Source organism: Gemmobacter sp. 24YEA27 (assembly GCF_030052995.1).
Lineage (GTDB): Bacteria > Pseudomonadota > Alphaproteobacteria > Rhodobacterales > Rhodobacteraceae > Pseudogemmobacter.
The window spans coordinates 2368522-2394376 of sequence record NZ_JASJPW010000001.1 but is presented as its reverse complement, the minus strand read 5'-3'; the positions used below and the strand labels follow the sequence as shown (position 1 = coordinate 2394376).

Annotated in this window: 21 protein-coding genes and 4 pseudogenes; 16 read left to right on the top strand and 9 right to left on the bottom strand. The window is 63.5% G+C overall.

The window, feature by feature from the left end; all coding sequences use genetic code 11:
• Positions 1-161: 161 nt before the first annotated feature.
• Positions 162-1667 (bottom strand): NAD(P)(+) transhydrogenase (Re/Si-specific) subunit beta, encoded by a 1506-nt coding sequence (locus QNO18_RS11955; protein ID WP_283177832.1) that lies wholly within the window; start codon positions 1665-1667, stop codon positions 162-164.
• A 15-nt stretch (positions 1668-1682) separates the two neighbouring features.
• Positions 1683-3257, bottom strand: a complete 1575-nt coding sequence (locus QNO18_RS11950) for a Re/Si-specific NAD(P)(+) transhydrogenase subunit alpha (RefSeq protein ID WP_283177831.1) — start codon at positions 3255-3257, stop codon at positions 1683-1685.
• 349 nt (positions 3258-3606) lie between these two features.
• Between QNO18_RS11950 and kynU the strand changes: the two are divergent.
• Both kynU and QNO18_RS11940 read left to right on the top strand, forming a co-directional pair.
• Positions 3607-4817, top strand: a pseudogene (gene kynU, locus QNO18_RS11945) (kynureninase).
• 208 nt (positions 4818-5025) lie between these two features.
• Entirely contained in the window at positions 5026-6114 is a 1089-nt protein-coding gene (locus QNO18_RS11940) for a L,D-transpeptidase (protein WP_283177830.1), read from the top strand.
• A 111-nt stretch (positions 6115-6225) separates the two neighbouring features.
• Here QNO18_RS11940 and QNO18_RS11935 read toward each other — a convergent pair whose 3' ends face one another.
• Together QNO18_RS11935 and QNO18_RS11930 are read right to left on the bottom strand one after the other, a co-directional pair.
• Complete coding sequence (locus QNO18_RS11935; protein ID WP_283177829.1) at positions 6226-6912, bottom strand: D-lyxose/D-mannose family sugar isomerase; 687 nt, start codon at positions 6910-6912, stop codon at positions 6226-6228.
• A 164-nt stretch (positions 6913-7076) separates the two neighbouring features.
• Positions 7077-7898, bottom strand: a complete 822-nt coding sequence (locus QNO18_RS11930; protein WP_283177828.1) for a gamma-glutamyl-gamma-aminobutyrate hydrolase family protein — start codon at positions 7896-7898, stop codon at positions 7077-7079.
• Between the two features lie 256 nt (positions 7899-8154).
• On the opposite strand from QNO18_RS11930, the gene QNO18_RS11925 reads away from it, so the two are divergent.
• The 5 genes from QNO18_RS11925 (at position 8155) to QNO18_RS11905 (ending at position 13072) form a co-directional block, all read left to right on the top strand.
• Positions 8155-8547: a DUF305 domain-containing protein gene (locus QNO18_RS11925; RefSeq protein ID WP_283177827.1), complete on the top strand. Its 393-nt coding sequence runs from the start codon at positions 8155-8157 to the stop codon at positions 8545-8547.
• Positions 8548-8925: 378 nt separating this feature from the next.
• On the top strand, positions 8926-9504 hold the full coding sequence (locus tag QNO18_RS11920; protein WP_283177826.1) for an exopolysaccharide biosynthesis protein: 579 nt from the start codon (positions 8926-8928) through the stop codon (positions 9502-9504).
• Between the two features lie 182 nt (positions 9505-9686).
• Positions 9687-11441: an ABC transporter ATP-binding protein gene (locus QNO18_RS11915; protein ID WP_283178795.1), complete on the top strand. Its 1755-nt coding sequence runs from the start codon at positions 9687-9689 to the stop codon at positions 11439-11441.
• Positions 11442-11519: 78 nt separating this feature from the next.
• Positions 11520-12347, top strand: a complete 828-nt coding sequence (locus QNO18_RS11910) for a folate-binding protein (protein WP_283177825.1) — start codon at positions 11520-11522, stop codon at positions 12345-12347.
• 398 nt (positions 12348-12745) lie between these two features.
• Positions 12746-13072 (top strand): DUF6280 family protein, encoded by a 327-nt coding sequence (locus tag QNO18_RS11905; RefSeq protein WP_112310018.1) that lies wholly within the window; start codon positions 12746-12748, stop codon positions 13070-13072.
• A 117-nt stretch (positions 13073-13189) separates the two neighbouring features.
• Here the strand turns inward: QNO18_RS11905 and QNO18_RS11900 are convergent, their stop codons facing one another.
• The 4 genes from QNO18_RS11900 to QNO18_RS11885 all read right to left on the bottom strand — a co-directional run bounded on the left by QNO18_RS11900 (position 13190) and on the right by QNO18_RS11885 (position 17392).
• Positions 13190-14116, bottom strand: coding sequence for a hypothetical protein (locus QNO18_RS11900; RefSeq protein ID WP_283177824.1), 927 nt, complete (start codon positions 14114-14116; stop codon positions 13190-13192).
• Between the two features lie 208 nt (positions 14117-14324).
• Positions 14325-15761: a TolC family outer membrane protein gene (locus tag QNO18_RS11895; RefSeq protein WP_283177823.1), complete on the bottom strand. Its 1437-nt coding sequence runs from the start codon at positions 15759-15761 to the stop codon at positions 14325-14327.
• Between the two features lie 97 nt (positions 15762-15858).
• The gene (locus QNO18_RS11890; protein ID WP_283177822.1) at positions 15859-16512 is read right to left on the bottom strand and encodes a protein-L-isoaspartate O-methyltransferase; all 654 of its coding nucleotides are present in this window, start codon (positions 16510-16512) and stop codon (positions 15859-15861) included.
• Between the two features lie 238 nt (positions 16513-16750).
• Positions 16751-17392: a transglycosylase SLT domain-containing protein gene (locus QNO18_RS11885; protein ID WP_283177821.1), complete on the bottom strand. Its 642-nt coding sequence runs from the start codon at positions 17390-17392 to the stop codon at positions 16751-16753.
• Between the two features lie 338 nt (positions 17393-17730).
• Between QNO18_RS11885 and ssb the strand changes: the two genes are divergently transcribed.
• From ssb to QNO18_RS11860, 5 genes and pseudogenes are all read left to right on the top strand, one after another.
• Positions 17731-18318 carry a single-stranded DNA-binding protein gene (ssb, locus tag QNO18_RS11880; RefSeq protein ID WP_283177820.1) on the top strand — a complete coding sequence of 196 codons (588 nt, stop codon included), beginning with the start codon at positions 17731-17733 and terminating at the stop codon, positions 18316-18318.
• A gap of 385 nt (positions 18319-18703) precedes the next feature.
• Positions 18704-19075 (top strand): SUF system Fe-S cluster assembly protein, encoded by a 372-nt coding sequence (locus QNO18_RS11875; RefSeq protein WP_198836416.1) that lies wholly within the window; start codon positions 18704-18706, stop codon positions 19073-19075.
• A 225-nt stretch (positions 19076-19300) separates the two neighbouring features.
• Positions 19301-19671, top strand: a pseudogene (locus QNO18_RS11870) (iron-sulfur cluster assembly accessory protein).
• Positions 19672-19854: 183 nt separating this feature from the next.
• Positions 19855-20597 (top strand): annotated as a pseudogene (tpiA, locus tag QNO18_RS11865) (triose-phosphate isomerase).
• Between the two features lie 176 nt (positions 20598-20773).
• Positions 20774-21730 (top strand): DMT family transporter, encoded by a 957-nt coding sequence (locus tag QNO18_RS11860; RefSeq protein WP_283177819.1) that lies wholly within the window; start codon positions 20774-20776, stop codon positions 21728-21730.
• Here QNO18_RS11860 and QNO18_RS11855 read toward each other — a convergent pair.
• Positions 21727-22188, bottom strand: a complete 462-nt coding sequence (locus QNO18_RS11855) for an Lrp/AsnC family transcriptional regulator (protein ID WP_092897358.1) — start codon at positions 22186-22188, stop codon at positions 21727-21729. The two genes, QNO18_RS11860 and QNO18_RS11855, sit on opposite strands and share 4 nt — an antisense overlap.
• 217 nt (positions 22189-22405) lie before the next feature.
• Here QNO18_RS11855 and cobA point away from each other — a divergent pair.
• The 4 genes and pseudogenes from cobA to QNO18_RS11835 all read left to right on the top strand — a co-directional run.
• A pseudogene (cobA, locus tag QNO18_RS11850) lies at positions 22406-23128 on the top strand (uroporphyrinogen-III C-methyltransferase); the annotation flags it as partial.
• Entirely contained in the window at positions 23125-23433 is a 309-nt protein-coding gene (locus tag QNO18_RS11845; protein WP_198836328.1) for a DUF2849 domain-containing protein, read from the top strand. The pseudogene cobA and the gene QNO18_RS11845, both read left to right, overlap by 4 nt.
• On the top strand, positions 23426-25096 hold the full coding sequence (locus QNO18_RS11840) for a nitrite/sulfite reductase (RefSeq protein WP_283177818.1): 1671 nt from the start codon (positions 23426-23428) through the stop codon (positions 25094-25096). The genes QNO18_RS11845 and QNO18_RS11840 overlap by 8 nt, the downstream gene beginning before the upstream one ends.
• The gene (locus QNO18_RS11835; RefSeq protein WP_283177817.1) at positions 25086-25835 is read left to right on the top strand and encodes a phosphoadenylyl-sulfate reductase; all 750 of its coding nucleotides are present in this window, start codon (positions 25086-25088) and stop codon (positions 25833-25835) included. Before QNO18_RS11840 ends, QNO18_RS11835 begins: the two co-directional genes overlap by 11 nt.
• Positions 25836-25855: the final 20 nt, after the last annotated feature.

The following is a 25855-nucleotide window of genomic DNA, read 5'->3' as shown; positions in this document are numbered from 1 at the left end:
GATGGCTGCCCGCGGCAACCGGTCCCCCAGGTATTGCGGGTGCCGGTGCTCCGGCAAGGGATCGCGGCCGGATTTCCCGATATCGCCCCTGCCCCGGGCAGACACCGGAAGGGCCGCCCCGAAGGGCGGCCCTTTCATTTCGATCGCTTCACGCCGTCCGCTCAGTCGAGCATCGGCAGCAGCTGGTCGATCGACTTTTTCGCGTCACCATAGAACATCCGCGTGTTCTCTTTGTAGAACAGCGGGTTCTCGATGCCGGAATAGCCGGTGCCCTGGCCGCGCTTTGAGACAAAGACCTGTCGTGCCTTCCAGACTTCCAGCACCGGCATACCGGCGATGGGCGAGTTCGGATCTTCCTGCGCCGCCGGATTCACGATGTCATTCGAGCCGATCACGATCACCACATCGGTCTCGGGGAAGTCCTCATTGATCTCATCCATTTCCAGAACGATGTCATAAGGCACCTTCGCCTCGGCCAGCAGCACGTTCATATGACCCGGCAGACGGCCCGCGACCGGGTGAATGGCGAAACGCACATTCTTGCCACGGGCACGAAGCTTGCGGGTCAGCTCTGACACCGATTGCTGCGCCTGGGCCACCGCCATGCCGTAACCCGGCACGATGATCACCGAATCCGCGTCATTCAGCGCCGAGGCGACGCCATCGGCATCAATTGCCACCTGCTCGCCCGAGATCTCCATCGCGGGGCCGGTGGTGCCACCGAAGCCGCCAAGGATCACCGAGACAAACGAGCGGTTCATCGCCTTACACATGATATAGCTCAGGATCGCCCCGGAAGAGCCGACCAGCGCGCCGACCACAATCAGGAGGTCATTCGACAGCGAGAAGCCGATCGCCGCCGCCGCCCAGCCGGAATAGCTGTTCAGCATCGACACAACGACCGGCATATCCGCGCCGCCGATCCCCATGATCAGGTGGTATCCGATGAACAAAGCCGCCAGCGTCATCACCGCAAGCGCCCAGAACGAGCCCGTTTGCAGATAGACCACCAGCATCACCAGTGAGATCAGCGCGGCTGATGCGTTCAGAACATGGCCACCCGGCAGCTTCTTCGCCTTGCCATCGACGCGGCCCGCGAGCTTGCCAAAGGCAATCACCGATCCGGTAAAGGTCACCGCGCCGATGAAGACGCCAAGGAAGGTCTCGACCCGCAGGATAGAGATCTCAGCCGCAGATTTACCGATCAGGGTCGCCACGAAACCCGAAGGAGGGGTCGCCGCCAGATCCTGCAAGGATTGCAGACCTGCCTCAGAGCCGAGGGCAAGATTCAGCAACGCCTCCGGATCCTGGGCGGCCCCAAGGAGCGCGCCAAGGCTCGCCATCTCGATATGGGTGTTGAAGCCGATAAACACCGCCGCAAGACCGACAAGGCTGTGCATCGCTGCCACAAGCTGCGGCATTTCGGTCATCTGGACGCGGGTCGCGACCACATAGCCCGCCGCACCGCCAGCCGCGATCAGCAGCGCCGACAGCCACCAGAGACCGGCGCCGGGCCCGGCCAGCGTGGCGATAACCGCCAGCGCCATACCGGCGATCCCGTACCAGACGGCGCGTTTCGCGCTTTCCTGGTTCGAGAGCCCGCCAAGCGAGAGGATGAAAAGAACAGCCGCGACAACATAGGCGGCGGTGGTGAAACCAAGATGCATCTGTTTCCCCCTCCCTTACGACTTCTGGAACATGGCGAGCATGCGCCGTGTGACGAGGAAACCGCCGAAGATATTCACCCCGGCCATCAGGACAGACAGCGCCCCCAGAACAATCACCAGCCAGTTGCCCGAGCCGATCTGCAACAAAGCGCCAAGGATGATGATCGACGAGATCGCATTGGTGATCGCCATCAGGGGCGTGTGCAGCGAATGCGCCACATTCCAGATCACCTGGAACCCGATGAAGCACGAAAGCACAAAGACGATAAAATGCGACATGAAGCTTGCGGGCGCATAAAGCCCTGCCAGCAGCAGAAGCCCGCCGCCCACGGCAAGAAGCGTGAACTGGTTGCGGGTTTGTGCTTTGAACGCAGCCACTTCTGCGGCGCGCTTCTCTTCCGCTGTGAGCTCTTTCGCAGCTTCTTTCGGCTTTTGCACCGCGATGGCCGCAATTTTCGGCGGCGGCGGCGGGAAGGTGATCTCGCCTGCCTTTGCAACGGTCGCGCCACGGATCACGTCATCTTCCATATTATGGTTGATGACCCCATCCTTGCCCGGCGTAAGGTCGGCCAGCATGTGACGGATATTGTTGGAATAAAGGTTCGATGCCTGGGTCGCCATACGCGATGGGAAATCGGTATAGCCCACAATCGTCACGCCATTGGCGGTGACGATCTTCTGGTCGGTAACCGTCAGATCGCAATTGCCACCACGTTCCGCTGCAAGGTCGATGATGACCGAGCCGCGCTTCATCAGCCCGACCATGTCTTCGGTCCAGAGCTTCGGCGCCGGACGGCCCGGGATCAGCGCGGTGGTGATGACAATGTCGATCTCCGGTGCGAGTTCGCGGAATTTCTTCAGCTGCGCGTCGCGGAATTCCGGCGAAGACGGCGCCGCATAGCCCCCGGTCGCAGCCCCATCGGTCTGCGCTTCGGTGAAATCAAGATAGACGAATTCGGCGCCCATCGAATTGATCTGCTCTGCCACTTCCGGGCGCACGTCGAACGCATAGGTGATCGCGCCGAGCGAGACCGAGGCCCCAATCGCGGCAAGGCCGGCCACGCCCGCTCCAACCACCAGCACTTTCGCCGGCGGCACCTTGCCCGCCGCCGTCACCTGGCCGGTGAAGAAGCGCGGGAAGTTGTTCGCAGCCTCGATCACCGCGCGGTAGCCGGCGATATTGGCCATGGAAGACAGCGCATCCATCTTCTGGGCGCGGCTGATCCGGGGAACCATATCCATCGCGACGGCAGTGACGCCCTTCGCTTTGGCCTGTTCCAGCAGCTCGGGATTCTGTGCCGGCCAGAAGAACGAGATCACCGTCTCGCCCTCATGCAGCAGGTCAAGTTCGGCCGGTTCCGGCCCGCGCACTTTGACGACCACATCCGACGCATCCGCCACCGCTTGCGCCGAAGGCAGCACGGCGACACCTGCGGCCTTATAGGCCTCATCGGTGAACCCCGCATTGGTCCCGGCACCAGTCTCAATCAGACAGTCGTGACCCAGCTTCTGCAGCTGCAACGCGGAATCCGGGGTCATCGCGACCCGGTTCTCTCCCGCGAAAATCTCTTTCAAGGCACCAATTTTCAAAGTGCGTTCTCCCCCTTCTTCTGAGCAGGCGCAGTCCCAATAGCATCCGGCAATAAAATTACAATCCATACTTTTGACTTGCAATTTTGTTGCGCGACATTGTGACGCAGGATCACGAAAGCGTAATCTGAGGCGGACTTTTCCCTTACCCGGCGGAAAGTGCAAGCGCTTTACGACGCTTTGGGATGGAAAAACGCCCCATCCGTTCGGGCAGGTTCCCCGCTAGCGCTAACAGGCGCCGAATGACCCCATCGGGTCCTGCCACCCTGACCTGATCCCGGATTTCAGCCCCTGTCCTCTGCGGGTCACTGGCATATTTGCCCCCGACATGCGAGACCGGAACAGGCAGATGGGAGAAACGCCGGTGCGCACTGATTTCAAGGCAACCAGGGCCATGTTCGACCTTCCCGAGGGGGTGGTCTATCTGGATGGCAATTCGCTCGGGCCGCTGCCGAAAGCGGTCGCGGCGCGGGTGGCTGAAACGGTAACTGCCGAATGGGGCCAGATGCTGATCCGCGCCTGGAATGAGGCGAAATGGATGGAGATGCCGTCACGCATCGGCGACCGCGTCGGGCGCCTGATTGGCGCCGAGCCGGGCTCGGTTGTGATGGGCGATACGCTTTCGATCAAGGTCTGGCAGGCGTTGGCCGCAGGCCTCGGGATGGTGCCTGACCGGCGGGTGATCCTGTCGGATACCGGCAATTTCCCCTCTGATCTCTATATTGCCCAGGGGCTGACCGGGATGCTCGGGCCGGAATACAGCCTGAAGACCGTCGCGCCCGAAGAGGTGGCAGGCGCCATCGACGGGACCATTGCGGTCGTGATGATCACCGAAACCGATTACCGCACCGGGCGGCGCCATGACATGGCCGAGCTTGCGCGGATCGCCCATGAAAACGGCGCGTTGCTGGTCTGGGATCTGGCGCATTCCGCCGGGGCTTTCCCGGTGGAACTCGCCCGGGATGGCGCCGATTTCGCGGTCGGCTGCACCTATAAATACCTGAATTCCGGCCCTGGCGGCCCGGCCTTTATCTATGTTGCCCCCGCCATCAGGCGCGTGCCCGCCCGAGGCTTTCGGGCTGGATGGGTCACGAATCGCCTTTCGCCTTTGACCTCGATTACCGCCCCGGCCATGGGATCGAGCGGATGCGCGTCGGCACGCCGCCGATCCTGCAGCTTGCGGCACTGGATGCGGCGCTGGATGTCTGGGAGGGGGTCGATCCTGAGGACCTGCGCCGGGTCTCGCTGGAATTGCAGGACCAGTTCATTGCGGGTGTCGAGGCCGCCTGCCCTGATCTGAGCCTCGCCACGCCCCGCGATCACGCGATGCGCAGCAGCCAGGTCAGTTTCCGCCATGCCGAGGGCTATGCGATCATGCAGGCGCTGATCGCTGAAGGGGTGATCGGCGATTTTCGCGCCCCTGACATCCTGCGATTCGGCTTCACGCCGCTCTACATCGACCAGAATGACGTGGCGCGGGCCATTGAGATCCTTGCCCGCATCATGGCAGAGCGCCGCTGGGACCGTCCGGAATTCCGCATTCGCGCCAAGGTGACCTGAGGTCATCTGAGCGTGGATCCGGCGCTGCCGGGCGTAAATGAATACCAGACGCAGGAAATTTGACCGGGAAGCCGGCTTTTTCTCACGTTTCTGTGTTCACATCAGAGTGTCCCGCCCATCACGGGACTTGACCTGCGGGCCTTGCTCCCCCACTGAAAAGCGAAGGAAATCAGTCGGCCCCTTAATCGGGTCCGGATGAAAGATCCGTGTGAAAATTTATTGCGAGATCCAGATGCGAATGACCGGTTTCGTCGCCCCGCTGCGCGGTATCGCGACCAGCCCCGCCAAAGCCGTGCTGCTTGCGGCTATGCTGCTTTCGGCCTGTGTCGATACGATGACCAGCACCGACGCCAAAGACCAGCCCGCAGCCCAGCTTATTGAGCAGCCCGAGATCAGCACGGATCCGACGATCTATGCCGCGCGCTCTGACGGGACCTTCACCGTTCCCGGCCTGCCGGTCGAGCAGATCCCCGCGGCCTATCGCCGCCAGGTTGTCGATTACCCGACCGATCTTGCGCCGGGTACGATCGTGATCGACCCGACGCCGCGCTTCCTTTACTACGTGCTCGGCAAGAACAAGGCGCTGCGCTATGGCATCGCCGTGGGCGCCGAGGGCTTTGGATGGTCAGGTGAATCCATCGTCGCGAACAAGCGGCAATGGCCGACCTGGACGCCTCCGGCCGAGATGATTGCCCGCAAACCCTCGCTTGAGAAATGGCGGAGCGGTCAGCCGGGCGGTCCGACCAACCCGCTGGGCTCGCGCGCGATCTACCTGACCTCGGGCGGCCGCGATTATGGCTATCGAATCCATGGCACCCCGGAATGGAAATCGATCGGCCGCAACGCCTCTTCGGGCTGTTTCCGCATGATCAACCAGGATGTGATGGACCTTTATGAGCGGGTCAAAGGCGGCGAGCGGGTGATCACCCTGACCTCGACCGGCGCGATGCCGACCGGTCTGAACATCCCCAAACCGGTGGCCCCGAAAAAACCGACTGAGCCAAAGAAACCGGCGGCAACGCCTGCCGTGCTGCCAATGATCGGCCCGGCATTGCCCGGTGCAGCTGCGCCGGCGGCACCAGATGCGGCGACGCCTGCGGCCGCGACCGCTCCGGTGGTGCCCGCGGATACCTTCACCGTGACCGAACCCGCTGCACCTGCCGCTCCGGCCGCGCCGCAGCCGGCGGCCAGCGAGGCCCCGGCGGCGCCAGCCGCTTCGGCTCCGGCGGTTGTGACGCCTGTGCCCGCTACACCGGCGGCTCCGGCCTGCACCGGCACCGACTGCCCGGCTAACTGAGACAAGGTTACCTGGTCTGGCCACGCGCCAGACCTCATCAGACGCAAAAGGCCGCCTCTCGGGGCGGCCTTTTTCATATGTGGCAGCCGGCAGGTTCAGCCGGGCCCGGTTTTACCTGAGCCAGGTCTCGTAATCGCTGACCAGCAGATGCGTCGGTGCGACATCTTCCTCGATCTCGGCAAACCGGCCAATCGGCTCCCGGAAGATATTGTCGGTGAGATCGTCATTCACCGTCGAGACCTCGCCGATCAGAACATCGCCGCCCTCGCCCCAGAACGAATGCCAGTCGCCCGGCATCAGCGTGACCGATTCTCCTGGCGCAAGCCGCAACTTATCGCCGGGAGTATAGGGCCGTTCTACCCCGTCACAGCGCACAACCCCGCCACGATCCGCAGCATAGGCGCCGGTGTCATCGCTGCCAAACAGCTCGACCACCAGCGTAGCACCGCCCCGGTTGATGATATCTTCGGCCTTGATGACATGGGTATGCATCGGCGAGATCTGATCCTGGCGCGAGATCAGCAGCTTTTCCGCATAGCACATGCCGCCACCGCGCTGCAGATCTGCAAGCTCGCCATTGCGCAGCGTGAAGAGGAAAAGCCCGAGCTCGTCAAACCGACCCTCGCCGTAATCGGTGATATCCCAGCCGCAGCGCCCGGCAATGAGCCGCGAGGCATTGTCCTTGCGGGCGCGGAACTCATCCGGGCTCCAGCGGGCGAAGGGCGGCAGGACAAAGCCGTAATGGCGGATCATTTCATCCGCTGCCGCCATGATCTCATTGATACGCGAACGCTTCATCTTCCCTCCGCTCTCGCTCTGATGCGGCGCGGTCGGCGCAAAACCGGCGCCAGCCGCTCCGTTTGCGCTAACCTAGCGGTGGAAGCTCTGGCGGAAAAGCGGCATTGTGCAAGCCGCATTCCAAACTGTCGGCGCCGTCACCGCGATCAGCCCGGGCAACCGGCTCAGGCGGCCCCGGCTGCCAACGGGCGCCGCCCCGAGGCCCAGGCGCGCGCCGCCTGGCCAAATGCCTCGAACAGGGGTCGCGATACCGGGTCTTCGCCGGCCTGCCATTCGGGATGCCATTGCACCGAAAGCGTGAAGCCCGGCGCGCCCTCGACATAGAGGGCTTCGGGCGTGCCATCCGGCGCATGGCCGTCGATCACGATGCGCTTGCCGGCGCGGTTGATGCCCTGGCCATGCAGCGAATTGGTCATCACCTCTGACGCCCCGAGCACCCGATGGAACACGCCGCCTTCGGTAAATCGCACCGGGTGACGCAGGGCGAATTTCTCCTCCAGCGTGCCTTCAGGCGGCATACGGTGGTTCATCCGCCCCGGCAGGTCGCGGATCTCAGGGAAAAGGCTGCCGCCCATCGCGACATTGACCTCCTGAAAGCCGCGGCAGATGCCGAAGACCGGCTGGCCACGTTCGACGCAGGCCCGGATCAGCGGCAGGGTGATCGCATCGCGCGCGCGGTCGAAATCACCATGCGCCGGGGTCTCGTCCTCGCCATATTCAGACGGGTGCACATTCGGGCGGCCGCCGGTCAGCAAAAAGCCATCGCATTGTTCCAGCAGATCCTCGACCCGCGCAAGACGCGGATCGGTCGGCACGATCAGCGGCAGCACACCTGACACCTGGGCCAGGGCCTCGGTATTGATCACGCCACTGCCATGGACCTCATATCGCCCGTCGACGTGATGCGAATTGGCGATCACGCCAATCAGGGGCCGGCGGCCTGTGGCGCGGGAACCGGGGTCGGGAACGGGCTGCGGGCGGGACATGACTCAATCCAATACGACGCTATGGCGGCAAGATAGCGACACGGCGCGGCGGATTGAACCTCTCTCAGCTGCACAATGAACCGGCCTGCCCTGCACAGTGCCGGAATTCCGGACCCATGCCCGGAAATCCGGCAGCGGGGCCGAAGCCGGTGTCAGGTCGTCCCGCCGCTCACCCGAGCGTGACTTGCCTTCCCCCTGCTGGAAGGCCGCATGACCGCCCTGTCACACCGCAATTTTGTCCACAGGAGAAAGTCAGATGTTCAAACTTCCCGCCCTTGCCGCGCTGTCGATGGTGCTTGTGGCCCACCTTGCAGCCCCCGCCGGGGCCGAAGAGCTGCCGGCGATGGACCATTCCGCCCATAGTGCCGCGCCCGCCGCTTCGGAGGTTCCCGCCTCCACCGCAGCCTATGAGGCGGCGGCAACGAAAATGCATGGCGATATGACCATAGACTACAGCGGCAATGCGGATGTGGATTTCGTGCGCGGCATGATCCCACATCACGAGGGCGCGGTCGAGATGGCGCGGGTGGTGCTGGAATATGGCTCCGACCCCGAACTGCGCAAACTGGCCGAAGAGATCATCGCGGCCCAGGAAAGCGAGATCGCCTGGATGCAGGCCTGGCTGGAAAAGAACGCGCCCGCCGAATGAGGCTGCAGCCCTGCCCCCCGCCAGGGCGTGGCGGGCCTGAACCGCCCCCCCCCTCTTGCCGTGAAACGCTGGCGGTGAAATAGCCGCGCGCCACTGCCATGCTGCCGCCCCGATCCGGTCGCGGATCGGGGTCTGAGGGCGTTCCCGCCACGCGGGGATATGCCGATCCGGCACGTTCCTTCCGTCTTCCCCCTTGCGGCGCGGCCCGGCAAGGACAAGATCCGGGATTGACCCAATCCCAGGCGCATCCTCCTGCCACAGCGCCCCAGCCCCGAGAGTGCCGCCGGCGTGGACAACGAATGTAGCCCTGCACGACCCGCGGTAATTTCCCCGCCGGATACGGCATCCCAAAGCGCAAGCCCGCCCGGGCTGAGCACCATGCTCACCGCGCTCGCCGAAGACCACAGCCGCGAGCGGGTGGCGATTGGTGACATGCTCGATCTGATGCGCGCCCGGGCCTTTGGCGCGCTGCTGCTGATCTTTGCCTTTCCCAATATCCTGCCATCCCCGCCTGGCCTGGCCGGCGTGCTGGGATTGCCGCTGATCTTTCTGGCGGCGCAGATGATGCTGGGCCAGGCGCCCTGGCTGCCGCAAGTCATCGCAAAGCGCTCGATGTCACGCGAGGTCTTTGCCACGATGGTGACGAAGATCCTGCCCTGGATCAGACGCGCCGAATCCCTCATGCATCCCCGGTTTGAGCCCCTGGCCGGCGCGCGCGCACAGCGGGTGCTTGGCCTGATCTGCCTGATCCTTGCCATCGCACTGGCGCTGCCGGTGCCCTTTGCCAACCTGGCGCCGGCTGCCGCCATTTCGGTCATCGGCCTTGGCATTTTGCAGCGTGACGGTCTCTGGATCGGGATAGGCCTTGTCGGAGCGGCTGGCGCGCTGGCCTGGGTCGCAGGGCTTGGCTATGCGGTGCTGCGCTCGCTGATCTTTGTGGTCGACAATGCCTTCTGACCGCGCCACCTGGACCAGCGAGGCTTGAGCGGCCCCGCCCTCTGGGCTAAACCTCCAGGACGGATGCGCGCTGCCAGACGCCGCAAACGGCAATTGAGAGGCACCGCCCCATGACCCCCGTTCCAGAGCAGATCGCCCCCGGGCAGGTCGTCCCCGCCGCTGCCCACAGCCTTGACGTTCCGATGCCGGCAGTGGTGCCGCCGGAACAGCGCGACCAGCTCTTTCGCCGCTTCTGGCGCGATTTCCTGAAACGCCGCGCCGGGCTGATGCTGCTGGCCCTGCTGGTCTCGGCGCTGGAAGGCTCGACACTCGGCCTGCTGTCGGCGACGCTTGAGCCGCTGTTTGACGATGTTTTCGCCTCGCGTTCCGAAACGGCGCTGATCTGGGTCGGGCTGGGCATCCTTGCGCTCTTCCTCTTCCGGGCGCTGACTTCGATCCTCGGGCGCTGGCTGCTGGCTCTCGTGAATTTCACCAATGCGACCGAGATGCAGGTCGCGCTTGTGCGCCATTTGCTGACGCTGGACGGCAATTTCTACCAAAAAAACCCGCCCGGATCGCTGATCGAGCGTGTTCAGGGCGACACAATCGCAGCCCAGACCACGACGCAGCTGGTGATCGCCGGGATCGGGCGCGACCTCGTCTCGCTGATCGGGCTTTTTGTTGTGGCGCTGATGATCGATGTGCAATGGACGCTGGTCGCGCTGATCGGCACGCCGCTTTTGCTGCTGCCCGCCATGGCGCTGCAACGCTATGTCCGGCGCAAGACACGTCAGATGCGGGTCGAATCCGGGCTGCGCGCCACGCGGCTCGACGAAATCTTCCACGGCATCCAGCAGGTCAAGCTGAACCGGATGGAAGATTACCAGACCAGCCGTTTTTCGGGCATCGTCAACCGGATCCGCCGCGCCGAGATCAAATCGACGCTGGGGCGGTCCACCATGCCTGCGCTGGTCGATATCGTCACCGGGATCGGCTTTTTCGCAGTGCTGATCTTTGGCGGGACGCAAGTGGTCGAGGGCACCCGCACCACCGGCGAATTCATGGCCTTTTTCACCGCGATGGCCCTGACCTTCCAGCCGATCCGCAAACTTTCGGAAATCGCGGGCCAGCGCCAGATCGCACTGGCCTCGCTGGAACGGATCTACGGGCTTTTCGACACCGAGCCGAATACCAGCCGCCCCACGGTCAGCCGCGCCCTGCCCGAGGCCCTGCCGCCCGAGATCCGGCTGGAAAATGTCAGCTTCGGCTATGAAGAGACACCGGTCCTGAACGGGCTGAGCTTTACCGCCAAAGCCGGCCGAGTCACGGCGCTGGTCGGCGCGTCGGGGGCGGGAAAGTCCACCATCTTCCACCTTCTGACCGCACTCGCCGACCCGCAACAGGGCCGCATCCTGATCGGCGGCGCCGATGCCAGCGGCATGAGCCTGACCGATCAGCGCAGTCTCATTGCCGCCGTCAGCCAGGAGGCCGCGCTCTTTGATGAGACGCTGCGCGAGAACCTGATCCTTGGCCGCAACGGCATTACCGAGACCCGGCTTGACCATGCGCTTGATGACGCCAGGGTAAGTGAATTCCTCGCCCGGCTGCCCGATGGGCTCGACAACCTCGCCGGCCCGCGCGGCTCGGCGCTCTCGGGCGGGCAGCGCCAGCGGGTGGCCATCGCGCGCGCGCTGCTCGCAGATGCACCGATCCTCCTCCTGGATGAGGCAACCTCGGCGCTGGACACCGCATCCGAGCGCGCGGTGACCGGGGCGCTGGCGCGCGCCCAGGCCGGGCGCACGACTCTGGTGATCGCGCATCGCCTCGCCACGGTGCGCGAGGCCGATCATATCGTGGTGCTCGACCAGGGTCGCGTGATCGAGGAAGGCACCCATGACGCGCTGATCGCCGCCGGCGGCCAGTATGCGCGGCTCTATGCGCTGCAATTTCGCGACTGACCGGCGCCCGCGCCCTTTCCGCGCCAGCCCGCAAGCCCCATATTGACCCCAGAGCGACCAGAGAAACCGGAACAGATCATGACCGAGACCGCCGTTGCACAGCGCCCCCGCAAAATCCTGCGGATTGAGGGTAAGGACGCGGTTCCCTTCCTCCAGGGTCTGGTGACCAACGATGTCTTGCCATTGCAGAAAGGGCCGGGCCTCGTCTGGGCCGCGCTGCTGACGCCGCAGGGAAAATATATCGCCGATTTCTTTCTGGTTCGCCGCAAAGAAGACCCCGAAGGGCTGATCTTCCTCGATATCGACGCAGAGCTGGCACCGCAGGTGCAGCGGCTGCTGACGCTTTACAAACTGCGTGCGGTGGTGACGATCGGCGAAAGCGATCTGGCCCTGTCGCGGGGAACCAGCAGCGCGCCGGAAGCTGCGCTGGCAGATCCGCGCCACGCGGCGCTTGGCTGGCGGCTTTACAGCGACGCCGCCCTGTCACAGGCACCGACCACGCCGGAAGCTGAGGCCCCGGCCCCTGCAACCCCGGACCTGACAGACTGGAACGCGATCCGCCTTGCGCATCTCATTCCGGAATATCCCAATGAGCTGCGCCCGAATGAGACCTTCATTCTGGAACAGGCCTTTGAGCGGCTGCATGGCGTCGATTTCCGCAAGGGCTGCTATGTTGGCCAGGAGGTCACCGCGCGGATGAAACACAAGACCGAGCTGCGCAAGGGCCTCGTGCGGCTCCAGGTCGAGGGCGAGGCCGCCCCCGGCACACCGATCACGCTTCCTGACGGGCGCGAGGCCGGCCAGATTGGCACTTCGGCGGAAGGCAAGGCCCTGGCCTATATGCGGTTCGACCGGATGGCAGGCGAGCTGAGCGCCGGGTCTGCAAAGCTGCGCGCCGAAAGCTGAGCCGTAAGGCGTCAGGCTGAAAACCGGCGCTTCAGATGATTTTACGCGCGGATGGTCAGCCGGCCCCACCGCCGGTTTCGGCCTGTGATTGCAGAATCGACCAGTTTTCGCGCAGACCTCTGCCCGGAAATCGGGCGGAGACATTTTTTTCTGTCAACGGCAAGCCGATATTCCGCTGAAACCTGCGGGGTGATTGCGGCCTGCGCTTGAAAAATTTCTCCCAAAGCCCATATTTCGGCGGTGCCCCCCTGCCTGACACCCAGATTATGTGGCCATTGTTCTTAGCTATGCGTATTTCGCATGACGGGCATTCCAAACAGGGCTGCCCGAATCGTAATCAAGGCGTTACAAGCGGCAGGCGGCCAGGCAAGATCAAAAAACGACCAAGGATGTGCGTGATGCTCGATTCAATCGATAGTACGGCTTTCAATTTCGAGCAGGGTCAGCGCGCTCGTAAGCTTTTTGCCGCTGTTGTTCTTGCGGCTCTGGATGATGCCATTGCCGATGACAAGAAATATGGCAATGGCCCGGAACAGATCGCCCGCTGGGCGCGGTCGCGTGACGGACGTGAAGTGCTGTCCTGTGCGGGTATCGACCCGAATGAACGCGTCGTCAAAGGGCTGATGGAATTCGTCGCCAAAGGGATCCGCACCTCGGTCGCGCTCAGCCGCGAAGAATCCGAACGCCGTGCGGCCCTCGAAGCGGATCAGGCCGAAGCGGCCTGATCAAGGCGTCTCTGCCCCGGAACAATCCCGTAAAGACAGACCTGAAACAAAAAGCGCCCTTGCGGGGCGCTTTTTGTTTTCAACCATCTGTGGTCGCTGCGGCGGATTCAGAGCGTGTTATTCAAAATCCCGGGTCGACAGCGCGCGGTTGACTTCCAGCCGCACCAATTTGCGCACATTGCGGGTGATCCGCTCTCCGAGCGTGCCGGCGAGTTCCTTGCGGATGATGTCCGTGACGAGGTCGCGCAGCGTTTCTTCGTCAATCCAGGCTTCATCTGCGTCACTGTCGTCATCCTGCGTCAGGTCATCTGACGAGACCGCAACGACAGGGGGCCGGGCCTCTGCCGCAGCCGCAAATCGCGGGGCTGCTTCGGGCTGGGTAAGCTCTTCTCTGATCCGGGCCTCGGCACGGTCTGCCCAGGCCCTGGCCAGCGGCTCGTCCGAGGTTTCGCGGCGCGGCTGTGGCGCGGGCGACCGGGCCGCCGGCGCCAATGATCCATCCCAGGCGTCGCTGCCCTGGCCCCAATCCACTTCGGGAATGGTGGCGACCCTGGCCGGGATCGGCTGCTCAAGCCTCAGCACACCGTCTGCTGCGGTTGGTTCGGGATCATCCGTCAGCGCCGGACGGCTGTCGAGCACCACCCTCAACCCCGTGCCGCCCTCAGACAGGCCGGCATCATCATAGTCCTCACCGCCATAGGATCGCCCGAGCGGCGCCGCCTCGCCAAAGAAAACGAGGATCTCTTCATCGCCGACCACCGCCATCGGCGCCTCGCTGTCGTCAGCGTCAGGGTCGGGTATTGCCGCGACCTCCTGGCTGGCTGTCACCGGCACCGAGGCTGCGACTGGCGCGGCTGAGAGGGCCTTCGCAACGACCGGTGTCACCTGGGCCTCGACAATACGCAACGAGGGGGTCAGCAAGAGCTTTTCAGCCGGGCCAGTACTTTCAGGCGGCTTCACGGTCGGTCGCAGATCTGCGGATACCAGACGACGAATCGAGGACAGAACATCCTCGATCTCATGCGATGTAAGTGGTTCCGACATGTTGCCCTGCCCGTCACTGACTTTTCTTGGCGATCAGTCTACTGCCAGTTTGGCCCGCAGACAAGGAAGGCCGCGAGATCGCAACCCGGAGCGGCGGATATGCAAAAGGCCGGAACGCCTTGCGCATTCCGGCCCGCAATATTTCAGCTGAACTTCCCCTGACTGTTCCCGGCAGCCCTTTCGGGCGCCGTGGCTCAGTTGCGGTGGCTCAGTTATTGCCGCGCTTCAGGATCCGGTCGAGCTTCTTGCCCTGAACCGAGGTGGTCGGTGCATTTCTCACCGCGTTGTAATAGGCCGCCGGGTCATAGGTCGGGATCCCGAGATTGAGATGTTCGACCGTCAGAAGCCCCATGCCCGCAAGGATCTGATAGACCGCGTAATACCGGTTCGCCTCGGATTCGAGCCGCGAGGCGCGGGCGTTCAGCAGATCCTGCTCGGCATCCAGCACATCAAGCGTGGTCCGCGCGCCCAGAGCCGCCTCTTCGCGCACCCCGTCAAACGCCGCCTGAGCCGCCACGATCTGCTGACGCGAGGCTTCGATCGAGGCATTATAGACCTCAAGCATCGCCCAGAGCGTGCCGACATTCTGCTCGATGATCACCACCGTCTGGTGCAGGCCGGCGCGCGCGCCTTCCTTCTGTGCGACCGCCTTGCGATAGCGCGCCGAATACTCGCCGCCGGCATAGATTGTCTGGCTCAGATTGAGACCAACGCTGCCGCCGAGAGTATCGGAATCGCGCAGCAGCCCATCGGCTTCGGTGCGGCTGCCGGTGATCCCGGCCGAAAGGCCAAGCACCGGTTTCATCGCGGCTTCTGCCAGAGAGACGTTCAGATCCGACGCCTTGACCGTGTGCTGCGACTGGCGGATCGTCGGATGGGTGCTGACGGCGACGCGGCGCGCTTCCTCCATCGACTTGCCGATCGCGGGGCTTTTCGGCAGCGGCGCAAGCGTGCCCGGATAGGCGCCGGTCGCGGCTTTGTAAGTCTCGCGGGCGACTTTCAGATCGCCCTCGGCTGCCGCCAGATTGGCGCGCGAGGCCGCCAGGGCGGCTTCGGCAATCGAGACATCGGTGCGGGTGATCTCGCCCACTTCGAACCGGTCCTGGGCCGCGCGCAGTTCCTGGGTGATCAGCCGCAGATTCGACTGGCGCAGCGCCACGATCTCAAGCTGGAGACGCACCTGCACATAGGCCCGCACCGCCGCCAACAGCACATCCTGTTCAACCGAAACCAGCGCCTGGCGCGTCGCCATAACGTTTTCACGCGCGATTTCCAGCGCGATGGCGCGGCGGCCGAAATCCATCAGCGTCAGCGAAACGCTGAGCTCAAAGGTCGCGTTGAAATTCTTCGACCAGCTTGACGTGGGAATAACCGGTCCCGTGCCCAGAAAGCCGCTGGGGCCAAAGCCTTCCGTATGGGAATAGCTTGACCCGGCGCGCACCGCATAGGCCACAACCGGACGCAGCGCAGACATGGCAATCGCGGCATCCTCATCGGCGGCGCGCAGCACCGCCTGGTTTTGCTGCATAAGGTTCGAATTGCGATAGGCCGCGATCAGCGCATCGGCCAGGGTCTCGGCCCTTGCCGGCAGCGCAACCACTGCTGCCGCCATGCTGATCGTCATCACCTTGAGCCAGTTGCGCATCTTGTTCTGTCCTGTCTGCTCGCAAGTCCCGGGCCAGGGCCCAGGGCACTATTCCGTTCAACCTGTCAGAGGGTGCCCGTCTCTCGGTGGCGGCCCGTCAAAGCGTGAAAGTCTTTTCTTTGGCAAATCCCGGCAGGACCGGAGCGGAGGCGTTGAAGGCATAGCGCCAGTCGATGCGGCCATCGGTCTTGAGCCCGTATTTCACGGTTCCAAGCGCGCCGGTCATCACCACGGCAACGATGCGGCCACCTTCTTTCAGCTGAGAGGCAATCGCCTCGGGCAGCTCTTCGATACCGCCCCCGACGACGATCGCATCATAAGGCGCGTATTTCGCCGCGCCGCCGGTCAGGCTGCCCTTGACCACAACGGCATTATCAACGCCATCGGCGGCCAGAATGCGCCCGGCCTCCTCCGCCATGGCCTCGTCTTCCTCAAGCGCCACCACCGTCTGCGCCAGCCGTGCCAGCAGCGCCGTCGAATAGCCAAATCCCGCCCCGATATCGAGCACGAGATCCGAAGGCAGGATATCCAGCGTCTCGATCATTTTGGCGAAGGTGCGCGGATCGAGCAAAGCGCGACCGCTGCCGAGGTCGAGATTGGCGCCGATATAGGCGGCATCCCGTTTCGACGGCGGCACATAATTCTCACGCGGAACATGCAGCATCGCATCAATAATGGGGAACCTGGTGACGTCGGAAGGCCGGATCTGGGTGTCCACCATCGTCATGCGGAGGGATGCGAAGTCGCTCATTCTGAACCCTGCGGTTTAGTTCTGTATCTGAATGCCTGCAACGCCACCCGAAAGCAACGCCGGCTCTGCAGTCTTTTGCCCTGGAAAGCGCAATTTTGCCAGTGTTTAAAAGCCTGTTGTGTAAACGCCGCAGGCGAAATTTTCCGTCGTGACAAGGAGGAGACAATGGCAGTCCCTGTGCCGCAGAGACCGCCTCTGCGCTGCGGCAACCGCGCCTGCGTCCTGAGCCTTGCCGGGATCAGCCGAGAATCGCCTTCACATAGGCTTTGGTTTCGGCAAAGGGCGGCACGCCGCCATGCTTTTCAACCGCCGCCGGGCCGGCATTATAGGCGGCAAGCGCCAGCTTCCATGAGCCGAATTTCGCGTGCATCATCTTGAGATAGCGCGCGCCGCCTTCGAGATTTTGTTTCGGGTCGTCAATATCGACACCAAGCAGCTTTGCCGTTCCCGGCATCAGCTGCGCAAGGCCGGTGGCGCCCTTATGGCTGACCGCGCGGGCATTCCAGCCGCTTTCCTGCTGAACGAGCCGCAGGAACAGATCCTCCGGCACACCATGTTTGCGGGCCACGGTCTTCGCATGTTCGAGATGCTCGCCCTTGTAGCGGCCACTATAGCGCGGGACTGCCTCGGCCGAGGCGACCTCGCCATCCTTACCCGCCTTATGGTTCGGCGTGAGTTTGACCGAGCCCGAATATTGCTTCGCAAGCTTGCCATCCAGCAATGCGGTCTGCGATTCGAACACCGCATTGCGCGACTTGCTGGAGCCATGGAGTTTCAGCGGTTCCGCGGCGACAGTGCCGGTAAACCCACCCGTTGCGATCGCAAAAGAAACACTCAGCACCAGCGCTGTCCGGAACCGGAAACTCAGCCGAAGGGTCATCTGAAAGCCGTCCACAGTCACCTAATCCGGCGCGACTATAGCCGCGACGGGCCGATCCGGCCAGCGGGGAATCCCCGCCCCCGCTGGGCAAACCGGCAAGTCCCCGCCGATCCGGGGCAGAACTGCTGCGATTCGCCCGGGATCCAGGCCAAAAATCAGGATCAGGGCCGCAAGCCCTGCCGGGGCAACCGCCGCCTTGGCCCTGCTTCCGGAGCCAGCGGCGCCATTGCGCGGTTGCGAGGCCGCGCGGCTGTCTTTAGATACGGGCGTCAACACAATAGTAACCCTGATCCCGCATCAGGTTCAGGGGTCACTCAGCCAGCAAAGCGGAGGCGCATATGGCCGGATCGGTCAACAAGGTCATCATCATCGGCAATCTCGGCCGCGACCCCGAGGTGCGCAGCTTTCCCAATGGCGGCAAGGTCTGCAACCTGCGGATCGCAACCTCCGAAACCTGGCGCGACCGCAACACGGGCGAGCGCAAGGAACGCACCGAATGGCATTCGGTCGCGATCTTCTCGGAACCGCTTGCAAAGATCGCCGAACAATATCTGCGCAAGGGCTCGACCGTCTATATCGAGGGCGCGCTGGAGACCCGCAAATGGCAGGACCAGTCCGGCCAGGACCGCTATTCGACCGAGGTTGTACTGCGGCCCTTCTCGGGCAATCTGACGCTGCTGGGCGGTCGCGGTGACAGCCAGGGCGGCGGCGCGGGTGGCGGCGGCGGCGCGCAGGGCGGCTATGGCGATGATTACGGCGGCCAGGGCGGCGGCTATGGCGGCGGTGGCGGTGGCTATGGCGGTGGCGCCCAGGGCGGCGGTGGCCAGGGTGGTGGTGGCCAGGGCGGCAGTTCCGGCGGTGGCCGGGGCGGCTATGGCGGCCCTTCGGGTGGCAATTCCGATATGGATGACGAAATCCCGTTCTGATCCGTGCGACTAAGACGCGAAGACACGGAACCGGACATACGGAACTCCGGAGCCACATAGCTCTTTCCTGGCGACGGAGCGCCACCGTCAGTTTCCCCGCCCTGAACAGGTGTTGAAAGCAGCGGCTGCTTCCTTGCGGTGGCGGCCGCATTTTTTTTCAGCACGGCCCGCAATGGTGCGAGGCCTGTTCCTTTAGGGACAATATCCGGGGTGCCGCACTGCGCGCGGTATATCTTTGAAGCGGGCACCCCATTAGCGCGAAGAAGGGTGCGCGCCTCGCCGCGCGGCCACCCGGAGAGGAAACGGCCCACCGGATCTGGACCTTGGGCACGCAATCCCTATATTGATGGCAGAAGTTTTCCGGACCGGGACCACGCAGATGGACATGACCACCTCGACCGCCGATCAGACCGCCGCCGAAGGCGCCCCACTGATTGCGCCTTCTTCTGTCGATCACCCGCTCTATGACGCTGTCGCCGATGCCTGTCGGACGGTCTTTGACCCCGAGATTCCGGTAAATATTTTCGATCTTGGCCTCGTCTATACCATCGCCATTGATGACGAGAATGCGGTGCGGATTGTGATGACGCTGACTGCGCCGGGCTGCCCTGTAGCGGGCGAGATGCCCGGCTGGGTGCAGGAGGCAGTTGAGGCCACGCCCGGCGTGCGCGAGGTGCAGGTCGAGATGACCTTTGATCCGCCCTGGGGCATGGAAATGATGTCTGATGAGGCGCGCCTTGAGCTGGGCTTCATGTAAACGGCCACCACCCTGACGCCTCTCCCCTGAAACACATCCGCCGCGCAGACCGCGATCCCGGCTGCGCGCGGCACCGGGCGCTGCACCCGCGCGGATCGCGATGCGACCAGCCGAAAGCAGGACCGGAGCGCATCACAGGGGCCTCCCATAAAGCAAGGACAGCGCAGCCCTCTTGAAGCAGAGCGCCTGCGGGATTACCTTTACCTCAGACAAAGGATTTCCATCATGTTCGGCATCCCCGGCAAAGCCGCCGTTTCCATTACCCGCCCGCTGCGAAACAGATCGCCCGCCTGATGGCGCGCGATGGCAGCCAGGGCTTGCGGATCGGCGTGAAAAAGGGCGGCTGTGCCGGTATGGAATATACAATGGATTACGTCGCAGAGGTGAACCCGCTGGACGAGATCGTCGAACAGGATGGCGCGCGGGTGCTGATCGCGCCGATGGCGCAGATGTTCCTGATCGGCACCATCATCGACTACGAGACCAGCCTGCTGGAATCAAAATTCGTGTTCCGCAATCCGAACGTGTCCGAGGCCTGCGGCTGCGGCGAATCGATCCGCTTTAACGAACCGGCCACGGCCCCGTCCCGGATCTGACCTGCACGGAACTGACCTGCACGGAACTGACCTGCACGGATCAGGCCTGCCCTGATCTGCCTTGTCCGACGACCGCGCGCCAGCAGTGTTGACCGGCGGTCTGGCGCCTCATTCCGCAATGCCCCCATTGCATGACGCTCCTGAATTTGCGACCAGATGGGAGCGGTAACAGGGAGAGATCGAATGCGCAGACTGGCGGCGGGCAACTGGAAAATGAACGGCGTTTCGGCCTCGCTTGACGAGATACGCGCCTTGCTGGCGCTCCATTCCGATCCGGCCTGCGAGATGCTGATCTGTCCGCCCGCAACCCTGCTCGCCCCCTGGCGGTGCTGGCGTCGGATACGGCGCTTTCGGTCGGCGGCCAGGATTGCCACCAGAACGCCTCGGGCGCGCATACCGGCGATATCTCGGCCGCGATGCTGAAAGATGCCGGCGCCACCTATGTGATCCTCGGCCATTCCGAACGCCGTGCTGATCATGGGGAAACCGATCAGCTGGTGGCGCAAAAAGCACTTGCGGCACGCGAGGCAGGCCTCGTTGCGGTGATCTGCCTCGGCGAGACAGAAGGCGAGCGCGATGCCGGGCGGACCCTCGATGTGATCGGCGCGCAGCTGGCAGGTTCGGTGCCGGATGGTGCAACAGGCGCCAATACGGTGATCGCCTACGAGCCGGTCTGGGCCATCGGCACCGGCCGCGTGCCTACACTTGAGCAGATTGCGGAAGTGCATGATTTCATTTCCAGATCCCTGAATGCGCGCTTTGGCACTGCGGCGGGCGCGATCCGGCTTCTCTATGGTGGATCGGTCAAACCCTCGAACGCCGCCGAAATCTTTGCGGTGCCGCATGTTCATGGTGCCCTGGTCGGTGGCGCGAGCCTGAAAGCGTCAGATTTTGGCGCGATCGTTGCCGCGCTTTCGGCTGCCTGAGCTTAGCGTCTTTGACAACTTGCGGATGCCTCCGGCGGGCGTATTTCTGTCACGAGGAAATCAAAGCCTCTTCCTCCTGAGTTAAATACACATCTTCAGCCCGGCTGGCCAGAACGCGCCAGAACCGGTCGCACCTGGAACAGTGGCCAGAGCTGCCGCGTGACAGCCTTCATCCTATGACAAGTCTCGCGCGCCCTGCCCCGCCTTCCGATCCGATCCCCGGCCAGCATCTGCCGGGGAACCGGCTTCTGTCCGGGCATCTGATCTGCATGATCTCTATGGTGGTCTGGGCGGCCGGGTTGCCGGCGGCAGAGTTTCTAATTCCGATCATGCCCTCGGACCAGCTGGGTGCCGTAAGGATCGGCCTCGCGGCGCTGGTTCTGTTGCCGGTCTGGGTGCTGGCAGATGGGCCGCGCGCGATTTTGCGGGCGGACTGGCTGCGCGGGATCGCGGTCGGGGCGCTGATCGGGATCGCGGCCTGGTGTCTGATCATGGGCCAGGCGGCGGGCGGACCGGTGACGGCGGCGGTGATTACCGCAGCGATGCCGGTGGTGGCCATCGCGCTTGAGGTGCTGTTCGACGGACGACGGCTGAGCCTGCAACTCATTGCCGGAATTACGCTTTCCATGGCCGGCGGCCTGCTTGCCCTGGATTTCAGCGCCGGAGGCAGCAATGTGGCGCTTGGCGCGCTGTTTTGCTGCGGCTCGGTGCTGCTCTATACGCTTGGCTCACGGCTGACGGTGACCAGCTTTCCAACCCTTTCCCTGATCGGGCGCACCGCGCTGACCATGGCGGGGGCAGCCATTTCCATGCTGGTCATCGCCGGGGCCAATCTCGCCTTGGGCGCGCCGCTGGCCGATCCTGGCCTTTGGGGAATGCGCGAGGTGATCTCGCTCGGCCTGTTCGCCATAGGCGGGCTCGCCCTGTGTCAGCTTTTATGGATCATCTCGATCAACAGGATCGGCATCGGCATGTCATCGCTGCATACCAATGCCTCTCCGTTTTACGTCATGCTGATCATGTTCCTCTGGCTTTCCGCGCCCTGGAACTGGCTCCAGGCCGGGGCGGCGGGGCTTGTCGCGCTTGGGGTGCTGGTGGCGCAGGGCGTCATCCCCCTGCCGCGCTTCCGTTAAACCGGCAGGACTGTGGTCGACTTGATTTCTTCCATGCTCAGAAGCGCGGTGACATTGTAAATCTTCACCTCGGAAATCAGCGCCTGATAGAATTCATCATAGGCACGGGCGTTTTTCACCCGCACCTTGAGGATGTAATCGATATCCCCCGCCAGCCGATGCGCCTCAAGCACTTCGGGGCGTTCGCGCAGCGCGTGGAGGAATTTGCGCTGCCAGTCCGCCTCATGTTCCGAGGTGCGGATCAGCACGAAAAAACAGGCCTCAAGCCCGAGGGCCTCGGCATCGAGGATCACCGTCTGGCGCGAGATCACGCCCTGTTCTTTCATGCGCCGGATCCGGTTCCAGACCGGTGTTTTCGACGAGCCCACCTTGCGGGCAATCTCGTCCAGCGACTGCTCTGCATCCTGTTGCAGTTCGGACAGGATTTTCCGGTCCAGATCGTCCAGCGCGGCTGCCATTCCTGATTTCCCCTCTGACGCAGAACTGCGTTCCCAGAGGCCAGAGTATCGGAACATTCTTCCTTATCTGCAAGGGGATCTGGCCGATTCAGAGGAAAAAGTCCTATATTGCTGCCAGTGCAAACCGGCCCCGCCGCCAAACCTGCCCGAAAGCCAGGATCCAAGCCATGTTGACAGCCAGCGCCCCCCTTAAGGATCTGCCGCCCGTGACCTTCGCGGGGCTGGCCCGGGCGCGGCCGATCACCTTACGCTCGGCGTGCTGCGCGCGCTTGAGGCGGCTGAGGTGGTGATCCATGACCGTCTCGTCGGCGAAGAGGTGATGGCGCTGATCCCGGCCCATGTCCGCCGCATTGACGTTGGCAAAGAGGGCTTTGGCCCTTCGGTCGCGCAATCGACGATCAACCGGGTTCTGGTTGAAACCGCTCAGACCGGCGCGCGCATCGTTCGTCTCAAAGGCGGCGATCCGGGAATTTTCGCCCGTCTCGACGAAGAGATCGAGGCGCTGGAGGCCGCTGGACTGAGCTTTCGCATCCTGCCCGGCCTTTCGACCGCGCCGGTTGCGGCGGCGGCAATCGGCCAGGCGCTGACAAAGCGCGGCCGCAATGCGAGCCTGCGCATTCTGACCGGCCATGACATGGACGGTTTTGCCGAACAGGACTGGCGCGGTCTCGCCCGTGCCACTGAGGTTGCGGCGATCTATATGGGCAAGAAATCGGCCCGTTTCATCCAAGGCCGGCTGCTGATGCATGGCGCAGGGCCGGAAACGCCGGTCACCCTGGTCGAGAACGCCTCGCGCGCCGATCAGCGGGTCCATGCCGGGACGCTTTCGTCGCTGCCCGCGCTGGCGCTGTGTTGCACCGGCCCCGCCATCATCCTTTTCGGCCTCGCGCCCCGCGCGGCCATTCCCGCCATGACCAGTCACGAGGAGGCCCGCGCATGAGCCGCCGCTTTACCCCGAAAGTCGTCACCGCCAATCGCCTGCGCGAAGGGGATGTCGTCTATCTTACCGCCGATGACCGCTGGACCCTTGTCCATGCAGAGGCCGAGCTGATCGAAGATGAGGCCCATGCCCAGCTGCGCCTTCTCCATGCCAATGCGCAGGGGCGGCTGATCGTCGGTGCCTATCTTGCAGATGCGAAACCGGGCCCGAACGGCCCCGAACCCACCCATTTCCGTGAGGCCTTCCGCACGCGCGGCCCCTCGAACTATCACCACGGGAAACAGGCAGACCTCGATCATGTATGATTATACCGACTTCGATGAGCGTTTCGTCCGCGAGCGCGTGGCGCAGTTCTCGCAGCAGGTCGAACGCCGGCTCGATGGCAGCCTGACCGAGGAAGAGTTCCGGCCCTTGCGGCTGATGAACGGGCTCTATCTGCAACTCCATGCCTATATGCTGCGGGTCGCCATTCCCTATGGCACGCTGAACGCGCGCAAGATGCGCCAGCTGGCGAAGATCGGCGCGACCTGGGACAAGGGGTATGGCCATTGGACCACGCGGCAGAATATCCAGTTCAACTGGCCGAAACTGCCGGATATTCCTGCGATCCTGACCGCGCTGGCCGATGTCGGCATGCATGCGATCCAAACCTCGGGCAATACCGTCCGCAACGTGACCGCCGACCATTTCGCGGGTGCGGCGGCTGATGAGATCGCCGATCCCCGCGCCTATGCCGAGCTGTTGCGCCAGTGGTCGACCGATCACCCGGAATTCCAGTTCCTGCCGCGCAAGTTCAAGATCGCCATCACCGGCGCTGTGCATGACCGCGCGGTGATCCGGGCGCATGACATTGGTCTGCAACTGGTGAAGAACGATCAGGGCGAGATCGGTTTTCGCGTGCTTGTGGGCGGCGGCCTTGGCCGCACCCCGCTGATCGGCATGGTAGTGCGGGAATTCCTGCCCGAGGCCGATCTGCTGCCTTATGTCGAAGCGGTCCTCAGCGTCTATAACGTGCTGGGCCGGCGCGACAATAAATACAAGGCGCGTATCAAGATCACGCTGCATGAGACCGGCAAGGAAGAGATCACCCGGCTGGTGGAAGAGCGGTTTGAAGAGCTGCGCCCGCTCTTTGGCGGCGCAGATCAGGCGCTGCTGGAAGATATCCAGGCCGCTTTCGCCCCGCCCTCCTTCCGCGATGCTCCGGTCACCGCCCATGAGGATTTCTACAAGGCCGATCCGGTGTTCCGGGCCTGGGCCAATACCAACCTCGCCGCCCATAAGAACGATCAATATGCGATCGTGACGATCTCGGTGAAGGAACAGGGCAAGACGCCGGGCGACCAGACCTCGGACCAGATGAAGCTGATCGCGGATCTGGCCGAGACATTCGGCCATGACGATATCCGCATCAGCCATGAGCAGAATGTGATCCTGCCGCATGTCCATAAAGGCGACCTGCCGGCGCTTCATGCAGCGCTCGTCCAGGGCGGCATTGCCACTGCCAATGTAGGGCTGATCTCGGATATCATCGCCTGCCCCGGCATGGATTACTGCGCGCTGGCGACCGCGCGCTCGATCCCCGTGGCGCAGGAAATTGCCATGCGGTTCAAAGAGCTCGACCTCGAACATGAGATCGGACCGCTGAAGATCAAGATCTCGGGCTGCATCAATGCCTGCGGTCACCACCATGTCGGTCATATCGGCATTCTCGGGCTCGACCGGGCGGGGGTCGAGAATTACCAGATCACCCTCGGTGGCTCGGGTGCCGAAGATGCCGCAATCGGCGACAAGACCGGCCCGGGCTTTGCCTATGACCAGGTGGTGCCGGCGGTGGAGCGGATCGTGCGCGCCTATCTGAGCGAGCGTGAAGGGCCGCAGGAAAGCTTCCTCGACGCTTTCCGTCGCCTCGGGATGGAGCCCTTCAAGGCCGCCCTTTATGAGAGCGGAGACGCGAAGGATGCCGCGTGATCTGAGCGCCTATCCGGTTGCCGACCGGGTGGCCGCGCTGAACGCGCGCTACAAACACCATTCGGCCCATGATGTGCTGGAACATGCTTTGCAGGATGATGACCTGGGCCGGGTGGCCCTGGTCTCGTCTTTCGGCGCGGAATCGGTGGTGCTGTTGCATCTGGTGTCGCTGCTGGCGCCGGAAACCCCGGTGCTGTTCGTCGACACCCGGATGCTCTTCAAGGAAACGCTGGACTATCAGCGCGAGCTGGCCGAGCGTCTCGATCTTTGTGACATCCGCACCATCCGCGCCAATCCGCACCGGCTTCACTTCGAAGACCCGGACAATACGCTGCATCTCTACAGCACGGATGCCTGCTGCAATGTGCGCAAGGTCGAGCCGCTGGAACGCGCGCTGAAACCGTTTGAGGGCTGGATCACCGGGCGCAAACGCTTTCAGAACTCGGATCGCGGCACGCTGGATTTCTTCGAGAATGAGGGCGATTTCCGCATCAAGGTCAATCCGCTGGCGCATTGGGGGCGCGAGGATCTGGAAGACTATATCACCAATAACAACCTGCCGCGCCATCCGCTGGTCGCGAAAGGCTATCCGTCCATCGGCTGCGCGCCCTGCACCAGCCCGGTGAAGCCCGGCGAAGACCCGCGCGCCGGGCGCTGGCGTGGCCAGCAGAAAACCGAATGCGGCATCCATTTCGCGGGCGGCAAGCCCGTGCGCAATACCAGCGAGAGCGCCGCATGAGCGGCGCCGATTTCTGCACA

Coding starts and splice junctions, on each gene's coding strand:
- QNO18_RS11835 (WP_283177817.1), top strand. CDS start 25,086: ATGCCGCGTGATCTGAGCGCCTATCCGGTTGCCGACCGGGTGGCCGCG.
- QNO18_RS11885 (WP_283177821.1), bottom strand. CDS start 17,392: ATGACCCTTCGGCTGAGTTTCCGGTTCCGGACAGCGCTGGTGCTGAGT.
- QNO18_RS11930 (WP_283177828.1), bottom strand. CDS start 7,898: ATGTCCCGCCCGCAGCCCGTTCCCGACCCCGGTTCCCGCGCCACAGGC.
- QNO18_RS11920 (WP_283177826.1), top strand. CDS start 8,926: ATGCTCACCGCGCTCGCCGAAGACCACAGCCGCGAGCGGGTGGCGATT.
- QNO18_RS11855 (WP_092897358.1), bottom strand. CDS start 22,188: ATGGCAGCCGCGCTGGACGATCTGGACCGGAAAATCCTGTCCGAACTG.
- QNO18_RS11840 (WP_283177818.1), top strand. CDS start 23,426: ATGTATGATTATACCGACTTCGATGAGCGTTTCGTCCGCGAGCGCGTG.
- QNO18_RS11895 (WP_283177823.1), bottom strand. CDS start 15,761: ATGCGCAACTGGCTCAAGGTGATGACGATCAGCATGGCGGCAGCAGTG.
- QNO18_RS11925 (WP_283177827.1), top strand. CDS start 8,155: ATGTTCAAACTTCCCGCCCTTGCCGCGCTGTCGATGGTGCTTGTGGCC.
- QNO18_RS11845 (WP_198836328.1), top strand. CDS start 23,125: ATGAGCCGCCGCTTTACCCCGAAAGTCGTCACCGCCAATCGCCTGCGC.
- QNO18_RS11915 (WP_283178795.1), top strand. CDS start 9,687: ATGCCGGCAGTGGTGCCGCCGGAACAGCGCGACCAGCTCTTTCGCCGC.
- QNO18_RS11905 (WP_112310018.1), top strand. CDS start 12,746: ATGCTCGATTCAATCGATAGTACGGCTTTCAATTTCGAGCAGGGTCAG.
- QNO18_RS11910 (WP_283177825.1), top strand. CDS start 11,520: ATGACCGAGACCGCCGTTGCACAGCGCCCCCGCAAAATCCTGCGGATT.
- ssb (WP_283177820.1), top strand. CDS start 17,731: ATGGCCGGATCGGTCAACAAGGTCATCATCATCGGCAATCTCGGCCGC.
- QNO18_RS11935 (WP_283177829.1), bottom strand. CDS start 6,912: ATGAAGCGTTCGCGTATCAATGAGATCATGGCGGCAGCGGATGAAATG.
- QNO18_RS11900 (WP_283177824.1), bottom strand. CDS start 14,116: ATGTCGGAACCACTTACATCGCATGAGATCGAGGATGTTCTGTCCTCG.
- QNO18_RS11955 (WP_283177832.1), bottom strand. CDS start 1,667: ATGCATCTTGGTTTCACCACCGCCGCCTATGTTGTCGCGGCTGTTCTT.
- QNO18_RS11890 (WP_283177822.1), bottom strand. CDS start 16,512: ATGAGCGACTTCGCATCCCTCCGCATGACGATGGTGGACACCCAGATC.
- QNO18_RS11860 (WP_283177819.1), top strand. CDS start 20,774: ATGACAAGTCTCGCGCGCCCTGCCCCGCCTTCCGATCCGATCCCCGGC.
- QNO18_RS11875 (WP_198836416.1), top strand. CDS start 18,704: ATGACCACCTCGACCGCCGATCAGACCGCCGCCGAAGGCGCCCCACTG.